Source organism: Frankia sp. EI5c (genome assembly GCF_001636565.1).
In the GTDB taxonomy this organism is placed as follows: Bacteria; Actinomycetota; Actinomycetes; order Frankiales; family Frankiaceae; genus Parafrankia.
This window is the reverse complement of record NZ_LRTK01000024.1, coordinates 77,403-94,415: the sequence shown is the minus strand read 5'-3', so window position 1 is coordinate 94,415 and position 17,013 is coordinate 77,403. Positions and strand designations below refer to the sequence as shown.

At 72.1% G+C, this 17,013-nt stretch carries 13 protein-coding genes and 5 pseudogenes; 13 read left to right on the top strand and 5 right to left on the bottom strand.

From position 1 onward, the window contains the following. Positions 1-383: 383 nt before the first annotated feature. The 4 genes from UG55_RS13695 to UG55_RS13680 all read left to right on the top strand — a co-directional run bounded on the left by UG55_RS13695 (position 384) and on the right by UG55_RS13680 (position 3,991). Complete coding sequence (locus UG55_RS13695) at positions 384-1,661, top strand: glycosyltransferase (RefSeq protein WP_242424291.1); 1,278 nt, start codon at positions 384-386, stop codon at positions 1,659-1,661. Beyond that, positions 1,658-2,356, top strand: coding sequence for a class I SAM-dependent methyltransferase (locus tag UG55_RS13690; RefSeq protein ID WP_066067954.1), 699 nt, complete (start codon positions 1,658-1,660; stop codon positions 2,354-2,356). The genes UG55_RS13695 and UG55_RS13690 overlap by 4 nt, the downstream gene beginning before the upstream one ends. Positions 2,357-2,487: 131 nt before the next feature. Next, positions 2,488-3,312, top strand: a complete 825-nt coding sequence (locus tag UG55_RS47225; RefSeq protein ID WP_396230898.1) for a glycine betaine ABC transporter substrate-binding protein — start codon at positions 2,488-2,490, stop codon at positions 3,310-3,312. Beyond that, positions 3,296-3,991: an acetyltransferase gene (locus UG55_RS13680; protein WP_066067949.1), complete on the top strand. Its 696-nt coding sequence runs from the start codon at positions 3,296-3,298 to the stop codon at positions 3,989-3,991. The genes UG55_RS47225 and UG55_RS13680 overlap by 17 nt, the downstream gene beginning before the upstream one ends. Before the next feature lie 67 nt (positions 3,992-4,058). Here the strand turns inward: UG55_RS13680 and UG55_RS36610 are convergent. The 4 genes and pseudogenes from UG55_RS36610 to rsmI form a co-directional block, all read right to left on the bottom strand. Beyond that, positions 4,059-4,240: pseudogene (locus tag UG55_RS36610) on the bottom strand (glucose-1-phosphate thymidylyltransferase); the annotation flags it as partial. A 1-nt stretch (position 4,241) separates the two neighbouring features. Then, on the bottom strand, positions 4,242-4,925 hold a 684-nt coding region (gene rfbA / locus UG55_RS13675; protein ID WP_242424290.1), incomplete at its 3' end, for a glucose-1-phosphate thymidylyltransferase RfbA. A 73-nt stretch (positions 4,926-4,998) separates the two neighbouring features. Then, the gene (locus UG55_RS13670) at positions 4,999-5,571 is read right to left on the bottom strand and encodes a dTDP-4-dehydrorhamnose 3,5-epimerase family protein (RefSeq protein ID WP_066067943.1); all 573 of its coding nucleotides are present in this window, start codon (positions 5,569-5,571) and stop codon (positions 4,999-5,001) included. Positions 5,572-5,830: 259 nt separating this feature from the next. Further along, the gene (rsmI, locus tag UG55_RS13665; RefSeq protein WP_066068007.1) at positions 5,831-6,751 is read right to left on the bottom strand and encodes a 16S rRNA (cytidine(1402)-2'-O)-methyltransferase; all 921 of its coding nucleotides are present in this window, start codon (positions 6,749-6,751) and stop codon (positions 5,831-5,833) included. Positions 6,752-6,791: 40 nt separating this feature from the next. Here rsmI and UG55_RS13660 point away from each other — a divergent pair, with 40 nt between their 5' ends. Both UG55_RS13660 and UG55_RS13655 read left to right on the top strand, forming a co-directional pair. Beyond that, the gene (locus UG55_RS13660; protein WP_066067940.1) at positions 6,792-8,441 is read left to right on the top strand and encodes a dolichyl-phosphate-mannose--protein mannosyltransferase; all 1,650 of its coding nucleotides are present in this window, start codon (positions 6,792-6,794) and stop codon (positions 8,439-8,441) included. A gap of 448 nt (positions 8,442-8,889) precedes the next feature. Continuing rightward, the gene (locus UG55_RS13655) at positions 8,890-9,087 is read left to right on the top strand and encodes a hypothetical protein (protein WP_006541195.1); all 198 of its coding nucleotides are present in this window, start codon (positions 8,890-8,892) and stop codon (positions 9,085-9,087) included. A gap of 178 nt (positions 9,088-9,265) precedes the next feature. Here the strand turns inward: UG55_RS13655 and UG55_RS13650 are convergent, their stop codons facing one another. Further along, positions 9,266-10,078, bottom strand: a complete 813-nt coding sequence (locus UG55_RS13650) for a hypothetical protein (protein ID WP_066067937.1) — start codon at positions 10,076-10,078, stop codon at positions 9,266-9,268. A gap of 360 nt (positions 10,079-10,438) precedes the next feature. On the opposite strand from UG55_RS13650, the pseudogene UG55_RS36605 reads away from it, so the two are divergent. From UG55_RS36605 to UG55_RS13630, 7 genes and pseudogenes are all read left to right on the top strand, one after another. Beyond that, a pseudogene (locus tag UG55_RS36605) lies at positions 10,439-11,593 on the top strand (glycoside hydrolase family 15 protein); the annotation flags it as partial. Position 11,594: 1 nt separating this feature from the next. Then, positions 11,595-12,223: glycoside hydrolase family 15 protein (locus UG55_RS36600; protein WP_242424289.1), on the top strand; the 629-nt coding region annotated here is incomplete at its 5' end. Between the two features lie 902 nt (positions 12,224-13,125). Next, positions 13,126-14,003, top strand: a pseudogene (locus UG55_RS47220) (hypothetical protein); the annotation flags it as partial. Position 14,004: 1 nt separating this feature from the next. Next, positions 14,005-14,271, top strand: a pseudogene (locus UG55_RS47215) (hypothetical protein); the annotation flags it as partial. A gap of 1 nt (position 14,272) precedes the next feature. Then, a pseudogene (locus UG55_RS47210) lies at positions 14,273-14,772 on the top strand (hypothetical protein); the annotation flags it as partial. 28 nt (positions 14,773-14,800) lie between these two features. Beyond that, a complete protein-coding gene (locus UG55_RS13635; RefSeq protein WP_066067931.1) occupies positions 14,801-15,235 on the top strand; it encodes a hypothetical protein in 435 nt (144 codons plus the stop codon). Positions 15,236-15,494: 259 nt separating this feature from the next. Beyond that, on the top strand, positions 15,495-16,991 hold the full coding sequence (locus UG55_RS13630; protein WP_066067928.1) for an FHA domain-containing protein: 1,497 nt from the start codon (positions 15,495-15,497) through the stop codon (positions 16,989-16,991). Positions 16,992-17,013 lie beyond the last annotated feature (22 nt).

Genomic DNA, 17,013 nt, shown 5'->3' with positions numbered 1-17,013 from the left:
GCAAACACCCACGGTCGTCCCCCCCCTATAGCTACCGAAGGCAGCAGGTCGCGCACCGACGCCAGGCCGCGCCCGGGACATAGTACGGGTATGGGCACGCTTGCCCCTCAGGGGGCGGTCCGCTATCGTCAGGCGCCGGGTGTCCTAAACTAGGCGATCCGGCATAATGATCATACCTTGGTCGGATCATGTGCAGGCATCTGTCGGTGGGGCGGGATGAGCTGGTGGACAGCGCGAGAATTCGATCCTAAATCGGCCCGGTCCAGGCCGCCCAGGACAAAAATTCAGCAACCGCTTTTTCGTCTACCGGGTTCCATGGTGCTGCCGCGTTGGGGGGAGCAGTGGCTTTGGGAACGTCAGCACGTAAACATGTCCTGATAATCGTGCAGAACCTGCCGGTTCCGCTGGACCGCAGGGTCTGGCTGGAGTGCCAGGCGCTGGTGTCGGCCGGGTATCAGGTCTCCGTGATCTGCCCCAAGGGCCCCGGCGACCCGTCCCGCGAGGTGCTCGACGGCGTCTGGCTCTACAAGTACCGCCCGCCGGCGCAGGCGAACGGCTTCGGCGGGTACATCAACGAGTTCGTCTACTGCTGGCTGCGGACGGCGTTGCTCTTCGGGTGGATCTTCCTCACCCGGCCGTTCTCGGCCGTGCAGGCCTGCAACCCGCCGGACACCTACGCCCCGCTCGGGCTGCTCGCCCGGCTGCTCGGGGCGCGGTTCGTCTACGACCAGCACGACCTCTGCCCGGAAATCTACCTGGCCCGGTTCGAGAAGCCCTCCAAGAGAATCTTCCAGGCGCTGCTCGGCCTGGAACGCGCCACCTACCGCACCGCCGACCACGTGATCTCGACGAACGAGTCCTACCGCGCGATCGCGATCCGCCGCGGTCACCGGACCAGGGAGAACACAACGGTGGTGCGCAGCGGGCCCGACACGACCCGGATGAAACCAGGGCCGGTCCGCACCGAGCTCCGCCAGGGCCGGGAGCACCTCGTGTGCTATCTGGGCATCATGGGGCCCCAGGACGGCGTCGACATCGTCCTGCACGTGATGGACATGATTGTCCACAAGTTCGGCCGCACCGACGTCAGCGCGGCACTCCTCGGTTTCGGCGACTGCCTCGAAGAACTGCGCGAACTGTGCACCAGGCTGGATCTCGACGACTACGTCACGTTCACCGGCCGGGCCGATCCGGACATGATCCGGGACTACCTGTCCACCGCCGCGGTCGGACTCAGCCCAGACCCCTACAACGAGTTGAATAATATTTCAACGATGAACAAAACGATGGAATACATGGCGCACCAGCTCCCCGTCGTTACCTTCGACCTCGCGGAGACCCGGGTCTCCGCGGAGGACGCCGCCATGTACGTCGAGCCGGGCCAGATCGAGGCCTTCGCGACCGCCGTCTGCGACCTCCTCGACGACCCGGCCCGCCGCGGCGAGCTGGGCCGGCGCGGCCGGCGCCGCGCCGTGGACGTGCTGGACTGGGCCGCCCAGGCCGCCGCCTACGTCCGCGTGTACGACCGCCTGCACGGGATCACCCGCGCCGACGCCGCCGACGCCCCGGTTCCCGCCGTGCGCATTCCGGTGACCCCCCGGCCGGAGGCACCCGGGGTCACCGCGGCCAGCAGCTCCGCCGGGCAGGCGCGCCGGCCATGAGCGTGGGCAGGAACGTACGCCGCATCATGGTCGAGTCACCGAACTCGCTCGGGGCACGCAGCCGAGGCCGCCGGTGGGAACGGGTCCGCGAGTACTTCCCGAGCATCGACGACATGCGGGTCGTCGACCTCGGTGGGACGGTCGACTTCTGGCTGCGGCTCGACCGGCGGCCCGCCCGGGTCGTCGTGATCAACCTGGAGAAGCCCGCCGAAGCCGCGCCGGCCGACATCACCGTCATCGTCGGTGACGCCTGCGACCCGCCGCCCGAGACCTTCACCGACCAGTTCGACCTGGTCTTCTCGAACTCGGTGATCGAGCATGTCGGCGGGCACGCCAAGCGGCTCGCGTTCGCGGAGGTGACGCGGCGGCTGGCTCCCCTGCACTGGGTGCAGACCCCGAACCGCTACTTCCCCCTCGAACCACACTGGCTCTTCCCCGGCTTCCAGTTCCTGCCGGTGGCGGCCCGGGCCTCGGTCGCCCAGCACTGGCCCCTGGCCCACACCAGGTCACCCGACCGGGACGACGCACTGCGCGCGACCATGTCGACCGAGCTGATCGGCCGGACGGAGCTGCGGTCCTACTTCCCCGACTCCGAGATCCTCGACGAGCGGACCGGCCCGCTGACCAAATCGATCATCGCTGTCCGCGGGGAGAAGCCGGGCGGGAGCGGCGAGGGCGCGGGCGGCGCGCGGTGAGGATGCCGACCGGCCGGGCCCGGGTCCTCGCGGCGGCCGGCGTCGTGCTGTGCGTCGCGGCGGCCGGCGTCCTGCTCGGGGTCCGACTGGTCGGTGGCGGTGACCAGGACGGGTCGGACCGCCNGCAGCTTCTGGTCGGTTCCACCGGCGCACTCGACAACGCGCTGGTCGCCGACCTGTACGCCCGGCAGCTCAACGAGCACGGCTACACCGCGGCCGTCCGTTCCTACCCGACTGCCAGCCAGCTGATGTGGGCGTTGGAGGAGGGGACGGTCGACATCGTGCCGACCTACCTCGACGAGCTGCGCGCGGGGCTGGCCGAACAGGCCGGCAGCGGGGTGCAGCCCGCCCCCGCCCTGACCTCCGAGGCGACCGCGGTGAGCGGCCTGATGCCGGCACTGACCCAGCGGCGGCTGATCGCCTACCCGACGGCTCCCGGCGGGCGGGCGCCGGTGTTCGCCGTGACCGCGGCGACCGCCGAGAAGGACCACCTGCGCACCCTGTCGGACCTGGCCGCACCCGGCGTCGCCGCGGGCCTGACCTTCGGCGGGCCGGCCAGCTGCGCGGCATGGTCCGCCTGCCTGCCCACCCTGCGCGACACCTACGGGGTCAGCTTCGGGCAGACGAGCGCCCTGGACGACGGCGGGCCCGGCACCATCCGCGCCCTCCTGGACGGGAAGGCACAGGTAGCGCTCGTCTACGCCTCGGATCCCGCGGTTGCCGCCAACAACCTGGTGGTGCTGGAGGACGACCGGCAGGCCCTGCCTGCCAACAACCTGCTGCCGGTGGTGCGCATGGACGTCGCGAACCTCGGACTGCAAGGTGTGCTCTCCCAGGTCACCCAGGCCGTCACCACCGAGGGGCTGATCGCGTTGCAGCAGCGGGCCGGCGCCGCGCCCGACGATCGGGCCCGCGCGGTCGAGGAGTACCTGGACCAGCATGTCCAGACCGGTTGACCAGCAGGTGAACGGCACGGGCAGGGAACCACTCATCCTGGTCGCGGCCTCGGGGCTGGCGCGGGAGACCGCCGAGGCCGTACGGGCCGCCGGCCGGCACCACCTCCTGGGCTTCGTCGACGACAACCCCGAGCGCTGGGGCACCGACATCGACGGCCTGCCGGTTCTCGGTGGGCTGGAGGTCGTCACGCGGCGGCCGTCCGCCCAGGTCGTGCTGTGCCCCGGCCCGGGGCAGGCCCGTCGGCGGCTCGCGCTGCGGCTGGCCGAGGCGGGAGTCACCGAGGAGCGGTACGCCACCGTCGTGCACCCTTCGGCGTCCGTCGCCGGATCGTCCGAGCTCGGGCCCGGCTGCATCCTGCTCGCCGGCGTCGTGCTGACCGCCTGCGTGCGGCTGGGCCGGCACGTGGTCGTCATGCCGAACGCCGTGCTCACCCACGATGACGTCGTCGACCAGTACGCGACGCTGTGCGCCTCCGTCTCGCTGGCGGGCGCCGTCCGGGTGGGTGAGGGCGCCTACCTCGGGGCCGGAGCGTTGGTGCGCGAAGGCGTCACCATCGGCCCCTGGTCCACGCTGGGCATGGGCGCGGTGACCCTGCGGGATGTTCCGGGGCACCAGGTCTGGGTCGGCAGTCCGGCCCGCTTCCTGCGGCCGGCGGCGCTGGCACCCGCCCACCACTAGCCACTAGCCACTAGCCACCAGTCGACAGACCCACCAGGCCAGCCCGCGAGGCCGGGCGGAGACCCTGTCAGGCGCCGTCCAGAAGGCCCTGCAGATAGGCCCCGTAGCCGCTCTTCGCCAGTGGCCGCACCAGCGCCGAGAGCTGCTCGTCGGTGACGAACCCCTCCCGCCAGGCGACCTCCTCGATGCAGCCGATCTTGAGCCCCTGGCGTTCCTCGATCACCTGGACGAACTGGGCGGCCTGCATGANGGAGTTGAAGGTGCCGGTGTCGAGCCAGGCGGTGCCCCGGTCGAGCAGGTGCACGTTGAGCTGCCCGCGGCGCAGGTACTCCTGGTTCACCGAGGTGATCTCCAGCTCGCCGCGCGCGCTCGGCTTCGTCTCCTGGGCGATCTCCAGCACGGAGTTGTCATAGAAGTAAAGGCCGGTCACCGCGTAACGGGACTTCGGCACGGCCGGTTTCTCCTCGATGGAGATCGCCCGCCGCCGCTCGTCGAACTCGACCACGCCATAGCGCTCCGGATCCGAGACGTGGTAGGCGAACACCACCCCCCCGGCCGGATCGGTGTAGTGCTTGAGCTGCTCGCCGAGGCCGACACCGTAGAAGATGTTGTCGCCGAGAACGAGGGCCACCTTGTCCCCGCCGACGAAATCCGCGCCGATGAGGAATGCCTCGGCCAGCCCCCGGGGCTCGTCCTGGACCGCGTACTCGAACCGGCAGCCGAGTTTCGAGCCGTCACCGAGCAGGCGCTGGAACTGTGCCTGGTCCTGCGGTGTGGTGATCAGGAGGATCTCCCTGATGCCCGCGGCCATCAGGGTGGAAAGCGGGTAGTAGATCATCGGCTTGTCGTAGACGGGCATGAGCTGCTTGCTGACGGCATGCGTGATGGGGTAGAGGCGGGAGCCGGTGCCGCCCGCCAGGACAATTCCCTTCATACCGCCCTCCGCCTGCCTCTCCACACCCGCCCGCGCTGACCCGCGGGACGTTCTCCGGCGGTCGCCGCGGCGCTCACGCCGGCACCTCGAACGGCCGGGCGTCCGCGAGCCCGGCGTGGTTGCGGTCCCGCTCGGAGAGCACGGCCTCATCCAGCGGAATCGGCCAGCGCACACCGACCTGCGGGTCGGCCAGATTCACGAACACGTACTCGTCGTACTCGTCGGCGCTCCAGTGGCGGTTGACGCTGTACAGATAGTAGGTGTCGTCGGCCAGGGTCTGGAACGAGTTCGCCACACCCCGCGGCAGGAACACCGCACGGTTGGCGTCGATCTCGACCGTCACGACCCGCCCGAAACTGCCGCGCCGCAGGTCGAGATAGGCGCAGAAGACCCGCCCCGACACCACCGAGATGTACTTGTCCCACGGCTCCGCGTGGAAGCCCCTGGTCACGCCGGCCCGGCGGTTGTAGGAAACGCTGGTCTGGACCACCTCGAAGGATTCCGGCAGACCAGCCGCGACAAGCTTCGCCCGGTGGAACTTCTCCTGGAACCAGCCCCGCTCGTCAGTGATGCTCGTGATATCGAAAACGAGCAGTCCCGGAATCTCCGTCTCCCGGACGGAGAACTCGGTCGTCGCCACGGCCATGTGAGGCTCCCCCTCGCGTCGTCGGTCGCACCACGAGCAGCCTCGGCTGACACTCGCGGAGTGCTAACCGCCCCCCTGACGCCTGCCGGGCGAATCATAAACCCGTGCACGCGGGGCGGACCCTGGCGGCCACGGCACCAGTGTCCCGTGTGGGGCCGCTGTCGTCGGCAGATCCGCCCCGGCGCGTCCGGCATTCGGATACCTGCCCCGGCCAACCGCACAGCCACCCGGCCAGCCGACCGGGAGCGCGCCGATCGGATCAGTCGGGTTCCGCGGTGCCGGCGTCACGCACGGCGATGACCGCGTCGTAGACCTGGCGGGGCGAGATTCCGTAGTCGGCGGCGACCGCCTTGCGGGCGTCCTTCGGCGGCAGGCCGGCGCCCGCCAGCCGCGCCACGGCCCCGGCCAGGTCCGCCGCGGTGGGCTCGGTCGTCCCGGCGCCGCCGCCCGCTCTCGCGAGCGAACCCGCGGCGTCCCCACCGGCCCGGGCACCGCCGCCGCCACCGGCGATCACCAGGGTGAACTCACCGCGGATCTCCCGGCCGTCCGTCGCCCACGCCACCAGGCCGGCCAGGTCGGCCCGGACGATCTCCTCCCAGGTCTTGGTCAGCTCCCGGCACAGCGTCGCCCGCCGGCCACCGCCGAGGACGTCCGCCAGATCGCGCAGCGCCGCCGCCAGCCGGTGCGGTGACTCCAGGAAGACCATCGTCCGCGGCTCCGCGGCCAGCCCGTGCAGCCGGGAACGGCGCTCACCGCCCTTGCGGGGAAGGAACCCCTCGAACGTCCACCGGTCCGAGGGCAGCCCGCTCACCGCCAGGGCCGCCGTCACCGCGGACGGGCCGGGTACCACCGTGACCGGCACGCCGGCCAGGGCGGCCGCCGCGACGAGGCGGTAGCCGGGGTCGGAGACGGCGGGCATGCCCGCGTCGGTGATCAGCGCGACGGTGGAGCCCGCCAGCAGCTGCTCGGTGAGCATCTCGGCCCGGGCCCCCTCGACCGCGTCGTAGCAGGAGACCACCCGGCCGCTGATCGTGACCCCGAGCGCGTGCGCCAGCCGGCGCAGGCGCCGGGTGTCCTCCGCCGCGACGATGTCAGCGCTCGCGAGCACCTCACCGAGGCGAGGGCTGGCGTCACGCGGGTCGCCGATCGGGGCACCGCACAGCACCAGGGTCCCGGACACCCGACCAGTCTGCCAGCAGCCAGGACCTACCCTGATCGGTGTGACGGCGACAACGGCGCACCTGCCCCGTTCCGAGAGCAGCTCGCCGGGCCTGGCACCGGTGCGGCCGGCGGGCGGCCCGACCCGCCCGGGGCGGACGGGCTCGGCGCGGGCGGGCACGGTGCGGGAGAGGCTGTGCCCGCCGATGCCGGGCGACCGGGTCGCGGGGTGGATCGCGCCGCTGCTGATCGCGGCGGCCGCCGGCGTCCTGCGCTTCTGGCGGCTCACCGAGCCCCGCGGGATGTACTTCGACGAGATCTACTACGTCAAGGACGCCTGGGGTCTCATGACCGCCGGGTACGAGATCGACTCGAACACCTGTGACGGGCCCGCCTACGTCGTCCACCCGCCGTTCGGCAAGTGGCTCATGGCCGCGTCGCAGTGGCTGTTCGGCTATGTCGACTGCGGGGGCACCCCGCACGGCAGCCCCGAGCTCGGCTGGCGGTTCTCCTCGGCGCTCGCCGGCACCCTGGCGGTGCTCGTGCTGGCCCGCGCCGCCCGGCGGATGTTCCGTTCCACGGTGCTCGGCTGCTTCGCCGGGCTGCTGCTGGCACTGGACGGGCTGGAGTTCGTCCAGAGCCGCATCGGCATCCTCGACATCTTCCTGATGACGGGCATCGTCATCGCGCTCGCCTGCCTGGTGCTGGACCGCGACGACGGCCGCCGGCGGCTGGCGGACCGGCTCGACGGCCGGTCCGCCGGATCGGGCGGCGGCGCATCGGGCGGCGGTGGGACGGCGGCCGACGAGCGGTTCGGGCCCAGGCTGGGCGTGCGCCCGTGGCGGCTGGTCATGGGCGTCGCGCTCGGCGCGTCGATGGGCGTGAAATGGAGCGCGCTGTACACCGTGGTCGGCTTCGCGGCGCTCGCGCTGGCCTGGGACATCGGCGCCCGGCGCACGGCGGGCGCCCACTCGCCGGTGCTGGGGGCGCTGCGCCGCGACCTGCCCGGCTGGCTGCTGGGCATCGTCGTGCTGCCCATCGTGACGTTCCTGGCAACCTGGAGCGGATGGTTCCTGACCGACGGCGGCTGGCACCGCAACGCGCACGGTGACGGTTTCGTCAACGCCTGGCACAGCTGGTGGGAATACCAGCGGGAGGTCCTCAGATTCCACGAGGGACTCTCCGACAGCCATCCGTTCCGCTCGACGCCCATGAGCTGGCTGGTGCTCGGCCGTCCGATCGCCTACTTCTACAGCTCGCCGGAGTTCGGCGCCGAGGGCTGCTCGGCCCCGGGCGGCTGCTCGCGCGAGGTGATCGCGCTGGGGAACCCGGCGATCTGGTGGGGCGGCACCGCGGCGCTGGTCGGCTCGCTGGCGCTGTGGGTACGCCGCCGCGACTGGCGGGCGGCACTGGTGCTGGTCGGGTTCGGCTCCGCGTTCCTGCCGTGGCTGCTGCTGCCGAGCCGGACGATGTTCTTCTTCTACGCGCTGCCGTCCCTGCCGTTCCTGGTGCTCGGCCTGACCGCGATGGCGGGCCTCGCCCTGGGGCCGCGCGAGGCGTCCGAGGGCAGGCGGTTGGGCGGCGCGCTGGCGGTCGGCGTGTACCTGGTGATCGTGGTCTTGTTGTTTGCCTACTTCTATCCGATCCTCGCGGCCGAGGTGATTCCCTATTCATCCTGGCGAATGCGTATGTGGTTCCCGGGGTGGATCTGACCCGCCTGCGGTGACAGCGGGCACCCGCTCCCGCACGCATTGCTCCCGGACGCCCGTCTCGGCTCGACGGAACCGGAGAGCCGGCCCGCTCGCCGGCGACAGCGGACCACGGCCGTGTCTCATGTCACCTTTCCCGAAAACCTCCCCACCTGCTCGCAACCCCACGAAGTGGGACCATCACCCACGGATGACCTCTACGGGCGAGGTCGACACGGGGGAGACGTTTTCGACCATGACGAGTCACCGAAAGTCCACAACGCCATCGACTAGCAGCCTCACCCCACCCCCGAACAAGGGGGGTCACGCGCGCGCCGACAAGCCGATCGGGGATCGTGGATCGGTCACCACGTCCCTTGGCCGCGAAGCCGAGGACCCCTTCCAGGGCCTCCTCGGGACGGTCGGTCACCGGTCACGGGTGTCCGGGGGACCCGAACTGGGAGGAAAGAGCATGGCGGATGTGTCGGTACGCTTCGCGATGACCGATGACAGCGAGATTGTCCTGAACCTCTCGCTCACCCAGGCGATCCGGCTCACCGAGGCCATCGCGTCGAAGGTCAGCCAGGCCATGACCGAGCAGCCGCGCGCGGGCATGAACGGGAACGCCTACGGGCCGGGGGTGCGCCCAGGGCCGTACTCGACTTCCTGAGCGCCCACGGGACGTCCCGATCGCCCACAGGGCGTCCCGTTCCCGCGGAGGCCCGGTCCGGGCTACGCGCGGGACGTTCTGAGCGCCTACGGGACATCCTGGGCCCCACCGGCGCCACGGTGTCACGGCCCCGCGGGGCCGGCCGGGCTCGGTACAGGTACCGGTCCTCCCGGTGCGGTCAGGGACGAGGCCAGCCCTGGGGGTGGGCCCCGGGCAGCTGACCCCGGCCGGCGCCGGGCGCCACATCCGGACGCCCGACCACCACATCGGGTCGCACCGCCGGACCCGCCCGGCCCGGCCCGCGTGCGTCGGCCCCGGCCGCGGGCGCTCCGACCACCACGTCCGGACGCGGCAGGTCAGGTTGCGGCGCGGGACGGGCGGAGCCAGCGGGCGGGCCCGGGGCCACCGCCCGGGACGGCGCGGCCGGTTCCGGCTGGCCGCCGAGCGGCCCGGTGAGTTCGGCGATCAGAGCGTTGAGCAGGTTGAGATCCCGGCGGCGCAGCTCGGCCGCCGAGGCGGCGTCCGGGCTCCCCGGCGTCAGCGCCGCGCGCACCCGGCCCAGCCCGGTCCGCAGCGCGGTCAGGGCCTCGGGGCCCAGCAGGCCCTCCCGAAGTACCAGCACCACCTGGCCACCGTGGTCCACCACGTCGCACGGCTGGCTCATCGCCATCGTGACCACCCGGATACCGATCGGCGCCTCCTGGTCGTAGACCAGGCAGAGCTTGTCCTCCGCCAGCACCTCCGCCGAGCCGTCGTCCCACAGCACGGTCGCGCGGGCGCAGGAGGAGGTGGCCGCGGGGGTGGCGTCCACCCGCACGCCGCCGGTCGCCGCCGGGGCCGGGGCGAGCGACGGCGGATGCACCGAGAGCACCGTCCCGCGCCGGGACCAGACGCCGCCACCGAGATCATCCACCGGGAAGACCCGGTCGCCGCGGGCGAACATGACAAGGCCGGCTCGACCGTCCGCACTGGTCGGCCACTGCTTGGTCATTCTGTGATCGTAGGGCGCCCGCCTGGCGGGCGGATACCCGAGACCCCGCCGCGGGTGCCCCGCTCCGGTGCCGGGCCGACTCGCGTGGCGGTCGACGGAAGGCGACTGTGCCGTCAGAACAGGGACTTCGGGTGCACCCGAACGGCTCGCGGGCCCCGCGGCGCCCCGCCGGCGACCCGGCACCGGCCCAGCCCGTTCGGGGGGTGGGCGGCACCTTTGGCCGTGCCGTCCGACCTGTGTGGAAGGCCGGCCACCCCGCCCGGGCGGGGTACCTTCGGCTGACCACGCCGATGTGGGCCAAGCACTTCCCGCACTGACCCTTCTCCGGCCCCGCCGGACCACTCACGCGCGGAGAGCCGCATGCCCGGATCCGACTATCCGCCGATCGAGGAACACGCGGTCATCGGCGACCTTCGCACCGTCGCCCTCGTCTCCACCGACGGCACGATCGACTGGTACTGCCCGCAGCGCTTCGACGGCGCGTCCGTCTTCGCGAGCCTGCTGGACGCCGACCGCGGCGGCTCCTTCCGGATCCACTGCGGCGGGTCGAAGGCGAAGCAGCTCTACCTGCCCGACTCCAACATCCTGATGACCCGCTTCCTCACCCCGCACGCGGTGGGCGAGGTCGTGGACTTCATGGTCCCGGTCGACAACGACCGCACCGAGACCCCGCACGTGATCGTCCGGCAGGCGCGCGCCGTGCGCGGCACCGCCGGGTTCCGACTGCGCTGCGACCCCCGTTTCGACTACGGGCGGGCGTCCCACACGGTGACCCTCGTCCCCGGGGCCGGGGCGGTGTTCGAGTCGGCGGCCGGCAGCCTGGTGCTGCGCACGGCACTGCCGCTGCGGGTGACGGGCACCGCGGTCACCTGCGACTTCGAGCTGGCCATGGGCGAGACGTCCGACATCGTGCTGGAGTGGGACTCGCGGATCCGGCCGCTGCGGCCCGGCGAGGCGGACGAGATGTTCGCCCGGACGCTGACGTACTGGCAGACCTGGCTGCGCCGCAGCCGCTACCAGGGCCGCTGGCGGGAGATGGTGCTGCGCTCGGCCCTGGTGCTGAAGCTGCTGGTGTACCGCCCGACCGGGGCACTCATCGCGGCCCCGACCACCTCCCTGCCCGAGGAACTGGGCGGGGTGCGCAACTGGGACTACCGCTACACCTGGATCCGTGACGCCGCCTTCACCACCTATGCGCTCATGGCGCTCGGCTTCACCGACGAGGCCGCGGCGTTCATGGACTGGCTCGAACAGCGCTGCCAGGAGGCGTCACCCGAGCATGGCCTGAGCGTGCTCTACAGCGTCGACGGGAACGCCGATCTGGACGAGATCGTCCTCGACCATCTCGCCGGCTACCGCGGCTCCCGGCCCGTCCGGATCGGCAACGGCGCCGCCGGCCAGCTCCAGATCGACATCTACGGCGAGCTGATGGACTCGGTCTACCTGTACAACAAGCAGGTCCCGATCTCCTTCGGGCTCTGGGAGGCGCTCGGGCGGCAGCTCGACTGGCTGGCCNGGCACTGGGAGCAGCCCGACGAGGGCATCTGGGAGACCCGCGGCGGGCGGCAGCGCTTCACCTACTCAGCCGTCATGACCTGGGTAGCCTTCGAGCGCGCCTGCCGGATCTCCCGGCAGCGCGGCCTGCCCGGCCCCACCAACGACTGGAAGGAGCACGCCGGCCGCGCATACCGGTTCGTCCAGAGCGAGTCGTGGGACCCGCGCTACGGCGCCTACATGGAGTTCCCCGGATCACCGCGGCTGGACGCCTCGCTGCTGTGCATGCCGCTGGTGAAGTTCTCCGGCCCCACCGACCCGCGCTTCCTGTCGACCCTCGACCGGGTGGGCACCGAGCTCGTCAGCGACAGTCTCGTGCGCCGCTACGCCGCGGACGGGAGCGACGGGCTCACCGGGGACGAGGGCACGTTCAACCTGTGCTCGTTCTGGTACGTGGAGGCGCTGACCCGGGCCGGCCGCACCACCGAGGCCCGCCTGGTCTTCGAGAAGATGCTCACCTACGCCAACCACGTCGGCCTCTACGCCGAGGAGATCGGCCCGTCCGGCGAGGCCCTGGGCAACTTCCCGCAGGCGTTCACCCACCTGGCCCTGATCAGCGCCGCGATCCACCTGGACCGGGCGCTGCCCTAGACGGCTGTTCGCACATCTCGACCCGCGCGGGCGCTGATTCGGGCGCGGGCGCGCGGGCGCACGGGCGCGGGCGAGGTGCGGCGGGTTCACGGCGGGAGCGCGGGCGGAGGTGCGGCGGGTTCACGGCGGGTGCGTTCGGTGATCTGACGACGATGGTCAGCATTTCGAGCGCGGGCGCGGCAGTGCCGATCCCGCAGCTGAAGGGCTGTTCGTGTCTCCTGCCGAGACGTCTTGACAACCACGGTGACGCTGGGGCCGCAACCCCTGCGAGTGAAGGACACAAGGAGCCCTTCAGTCGCTGTCAGCGAATCCTCCCGGACCCGCGCCGCACGGGTGGGCGACGGCTGCCGCGGGGCCTGCCGACGCGCTGAAAGCCCAGGCAGCCCCATTACCGCGGGGTCCCGCCGGGCGCCCGCAGCCCCGTGGCCCCACCACGACGCGATCTTCACCAGCCCAGACGTCCACCGACGGGATCGTGGACATCGAACAGCCGGCACAGTGCGCCCCCCACACCAGCCCGCAGCCGCCACCCACCGCACCCCGCCGCCGGCCCAACAGCCGCGATATCCCGCCGATCAGACAGCCACGTCACCCGAGGCGCTCGACGCGGCCCCCGCAGCCCGGCCTGGCTTGGCCCCGCCGGCCCCGCCCCGCACCGCACCGCACCGCACCGCGCCCCGCACCGGCGTCCCGCACCGGCATCCCGCGCCCCGTACCGGCATCCCGCGCCCCGTACCGGCGCGCGCCCCGCACCGGCGTCCCGCCAACGACCACCGCTGTCTTGCCACGGACATCCCGCCGAATTCCCCGGCGGGGGCACCTATCGTGACATCCCTGTCGGGGCATCGCGCGCCGGTCCGTGGACCGGCCCGTCCGCGCGTCGGACCAAGGAGGAACAGGCGTTGATCCGCGCGCACTCGTCCGGCGGCCGGGACACGCCCAGCGGCCGGGACGCGCCCGGCGACGGCCCGGGCACGCGGCCGGACCGCGGCGGCACCGAGGCCGCGGCGCCGGGTGCGCGCGCCGGGGGGCGGGGTGACCTCACTCCACAGCTGCTGGCCACCCCGGTGTGGACCGACCGCATGGTGGCCGAGGCGGGCATTCCCATCCGCGACGCCCGCCTGGTCACGGTCGGCGGTGGCATCGGCTCGTTCGTCCTGGTGGACTACCTGCGCATCGCGGGGGTGCCGACGTCCGACATCCGGGTGCTTTCGAACATCAACGCTCCGTGGCAGACCTACCGCTATCTCACCCGGGTCTCCCAGATCCCCGACCACGAGCGGATCCGGTCGGATTCGGGCTCGACCCCGGACAACATCTGGGCCTTCCCGTCCTACGCCGTCCGGGAGGCGTTCTCGGCCCGCAGCCTGCGCGGCTTCCTCGCGCCGCTGTGGCAGGTGGCCACCGAGCCAGTGCTTTCGGACTACTTCACCCCGAGGATCAGCGCGGTCTTCGACAGCATGGCCCGGGAGGCGAACCGGATCTCCTACCGGGAGATGCTGGTGCCCGGCCAGGTACGCATGGTCAGGCGCCGGGCCGGCGGCGGATACCTGACGATCATCACTCCGCCGTCCGGCCGCTCGGAGACCCGGCGGGTGGCCTACCGCAGCGAGCACGTCCACCTGGGGGTCGGGTACCCGGGCCTCAAGTTCCTGCCGGACCTGCAGGAGTACCGGTCGCGCTACGAGGACGTCCGGCGGGTCGTTAACGCCTACGAGCCGCACGAGCACGTGTACGACGAGCTGATCCGGCACCCGGCGACGGTGGTGGTGCGCGGGGCNGGCATCGTCGCCTCGCGCATCCTCGACCGGTTGATCACCGACCGCGACCGGCACGGGGCCCGGACGCACATCGTGCACCTGTTCCGCACCTACGTGCGGGGCTCGCACGGGCCCAGCGTGTTCATGCGCCGGCGCGGTGGGGACGGCTGGGCCTACCAGGGCTTCAACTACCCCAAGTCGGTGTGGGGCGGCCAGCTCAAGGCGCGCATGCGGACCCTGGAGGGCGAGGAGCGCCGGGCACTCTACGACACGATCGGCGGCACGAACNCCCCCCGCCGGCGCCGGTGGCAGGCACAGCTCGCCCGCGGCCGGCACGAGGGCTGGTATGTGACCCGGGTGGGCGAGGTGGAGCGGCTCACCCCCGGATCGGACGGGACGGTCGTGACCCGGGTGCGCACCGCCGACGGCATCCTGGAGGTCCCGGCGGCCTATGTGATCGATGCCACCGGGCTGGTCGCGGACATCCGCGAGCATCGGGTCCTCGCCGATCTGCTCGACCATTCCGGGGCCGGCTACAACCCGCTCGGCCGGCTCGACGTGGAGCGGACCTTCGAGGTGCGCGGGACGCGCAGCGGCTCGGGGCGGCTCTATGCGTCGGGTGCGGCCACGCTCGGCGGCTACTTCCCGGGGGTCGACACCTTCCTGGGACTGCAGATCGCCGCCCAGGAAATCTGTGACGACCTGGCTTCGCAGGGATTCGTACCCCACCTGGGTGTAGCACGTTCGGTGTCGCAATGGGTGCGTTGGATGCGCAACCAGCCGGTCTGACGGCGTACCCGATCGGAGAAATCGAGCCATGGTGCCGACACTGGCCGGACGACTTCAGACCCGACTGTTCCTGCTCGCCACAGTCGGCTCCGTTCTGACGGCCCTGGTCACTCCCCTGCTGCCCACGGACGCACCACTCGGTGCCGCCTACCGCGCGAGTTTCGGCGTCCTGTTCGCTGTCGCGCTGCTCGGGTTCGGCTGGGAGCTGGCCTACCACGGCCTGCAGCAGTTCCGGTGGGAGAAGGACTGGCCCACCATGTTCGGCCTGATCACCGCGGTGAACGAAGGTCTGCTCGTATGGCTAGCGATCCGGGCGCACGCGGTGCCGGGCACGGGCGGTTTGGCGGGCAGCGCGTTCCTGGTCCATTTCGGCGTCGTCTGGCTCGGCGTGTGGCTCTGCGCGAACGGCCCGATGCGCGTCCCGTTCCTGCGGTGGCGCTTCCACGGCGGGCGCCTGCTCTGACCGGGCACCTCATCAGCACCGGTCGACATCTGATCATTCCGGGGGCGCTCTGACGATCTCGCCGCCCCGCGTCCGGCGGGCTGTACCACGGTGGCCGGCCGGGGCGCGCGGACACCCCCGACCAGAGTGCGAAACAGACATATCGGGTTGCCGGGCCAGTTCGCCCGGCAGGATAAGTACCGTACGGCGCGCGCGGGTGCCGCTAGTCTGAAGATCGGCACCGTTTGCACGACGCGGGTGAGCGGCGAAGGGCGAGGCAATGGCGGGACTAGACCGTTTCCGGGTCGTGGTTGGGACGGGGCACGGCGGGCAGGCGGGCGTGGTCGTCAGACTGCCCGGCGTGCTGATCGTCGCCGCCGTGGGCCGGCCGGAGACCATAGAGACCACCAAGAGACTGCTCGCTCTGTGCGCGGAGGTCGCCGGCGAGGCGGGCAGCGCGGCCACCACCGGCTCCCGGCTCCCGCGCCGGGTCGCCGGCCTGCTCGTGGACGCCGACGCGGACCGCGTCCCGGACTTCGGCCTGCTCACGACGGTCAACGACCGCATCGCCGCGCTCATCCACGGCGCCATGGACGTCGTCGCGACCGGCCCCTCGCCGGTCGCGCTCTCCGGGGTGGACTCCGCGACCTGGGTGGACCGGCTGCTGCCCATCGAGATCTCCAGAGTGGACGTCGGGCCGACCGACGCGCTGCGCGGGATGTTCCAGGCCGGCTTCCCCGGGCTCGACGACCTCGGCTTCCCGCTCGACCTGCGGATCGGCGCGGTGCCGGGCATCGGGGCGAGCCTCGTCGCGGACGACTCGGCGGCGCTGGGCGCGTCCTCGCTGGCCCCGGCCGCCGCGTTCCTCTCCGGCTTCGAGAGCCCGCGTGAGCCGATGACGGAGGCCGCGGCCATCCCGACCCCGGGCCGGCGGCTCCCCGACCCGATGTCCACCGCGCCGCCCGCGCTGACCCCCCTGCTGAGCAAGGAGGAGGAGGCCCACCGGCTGGCCGCGGCGGCCGAGCCGACGCAGGCCGCGGACTTCGACGAACTGGACGAGGACCCGCCCACCGCGCTCGCCGACCGCGAGCTGATCGCCCGTGACCAGCGGCACGACGCGGCCGACCACGGCCACGGCCACGGCCCAGGCCACGGCCACGGCGGCCCCGCCGCCCTGCACGACGATCTCGTCGACGACCTCGACGACGACCAGGACGCCATCACGCAGCTGCCCGGCGACCATTCGTTCACCGTCTCCGACCTGATCGAGGACGACGCCGAGACGATGCTGCCCAGCGCGGCGCAGCCGCAGGTCGAGGGCATCCTGTGCACCCACGGCCATTTCAACCACCCGCTGGCGCCGTACTGCACGGAGTGCGGGATCTCGCTGGCCCAGCAGACGAACCGGACCGTCATCGGCCCGCGGCCGCCGGTGGGCGTGCTCGTGTTCGACGACGGCCAGACCGTCAACGTCGACATGGATCTGGTCATCGGGCGGCAGCCCGACCGCGACGAGGCCGTTCGAGCCGGGAACGCCCGCCCGCTGCCGGTCGAGGACGGCGAGAGCGCGGTGTCCCGCGTGCACGCGGTCATCACGCTGAACGGATGGGACGCGGTGATCACCGATCGCGGATCGGCGAACGGCACCTACATCGCCCCGCCGGAGGCGACCGTGTGGACCCCGCTCAGCCCGCACCAGCCCGCCCCGCTCGTGCCCGGCACCCGGGTGCAGGTCGGCAAGCGGACCTTCGTCTTCAACTCCCACATCCAGGTCTGAGCCCGTCACGGGTAGCCGGGTC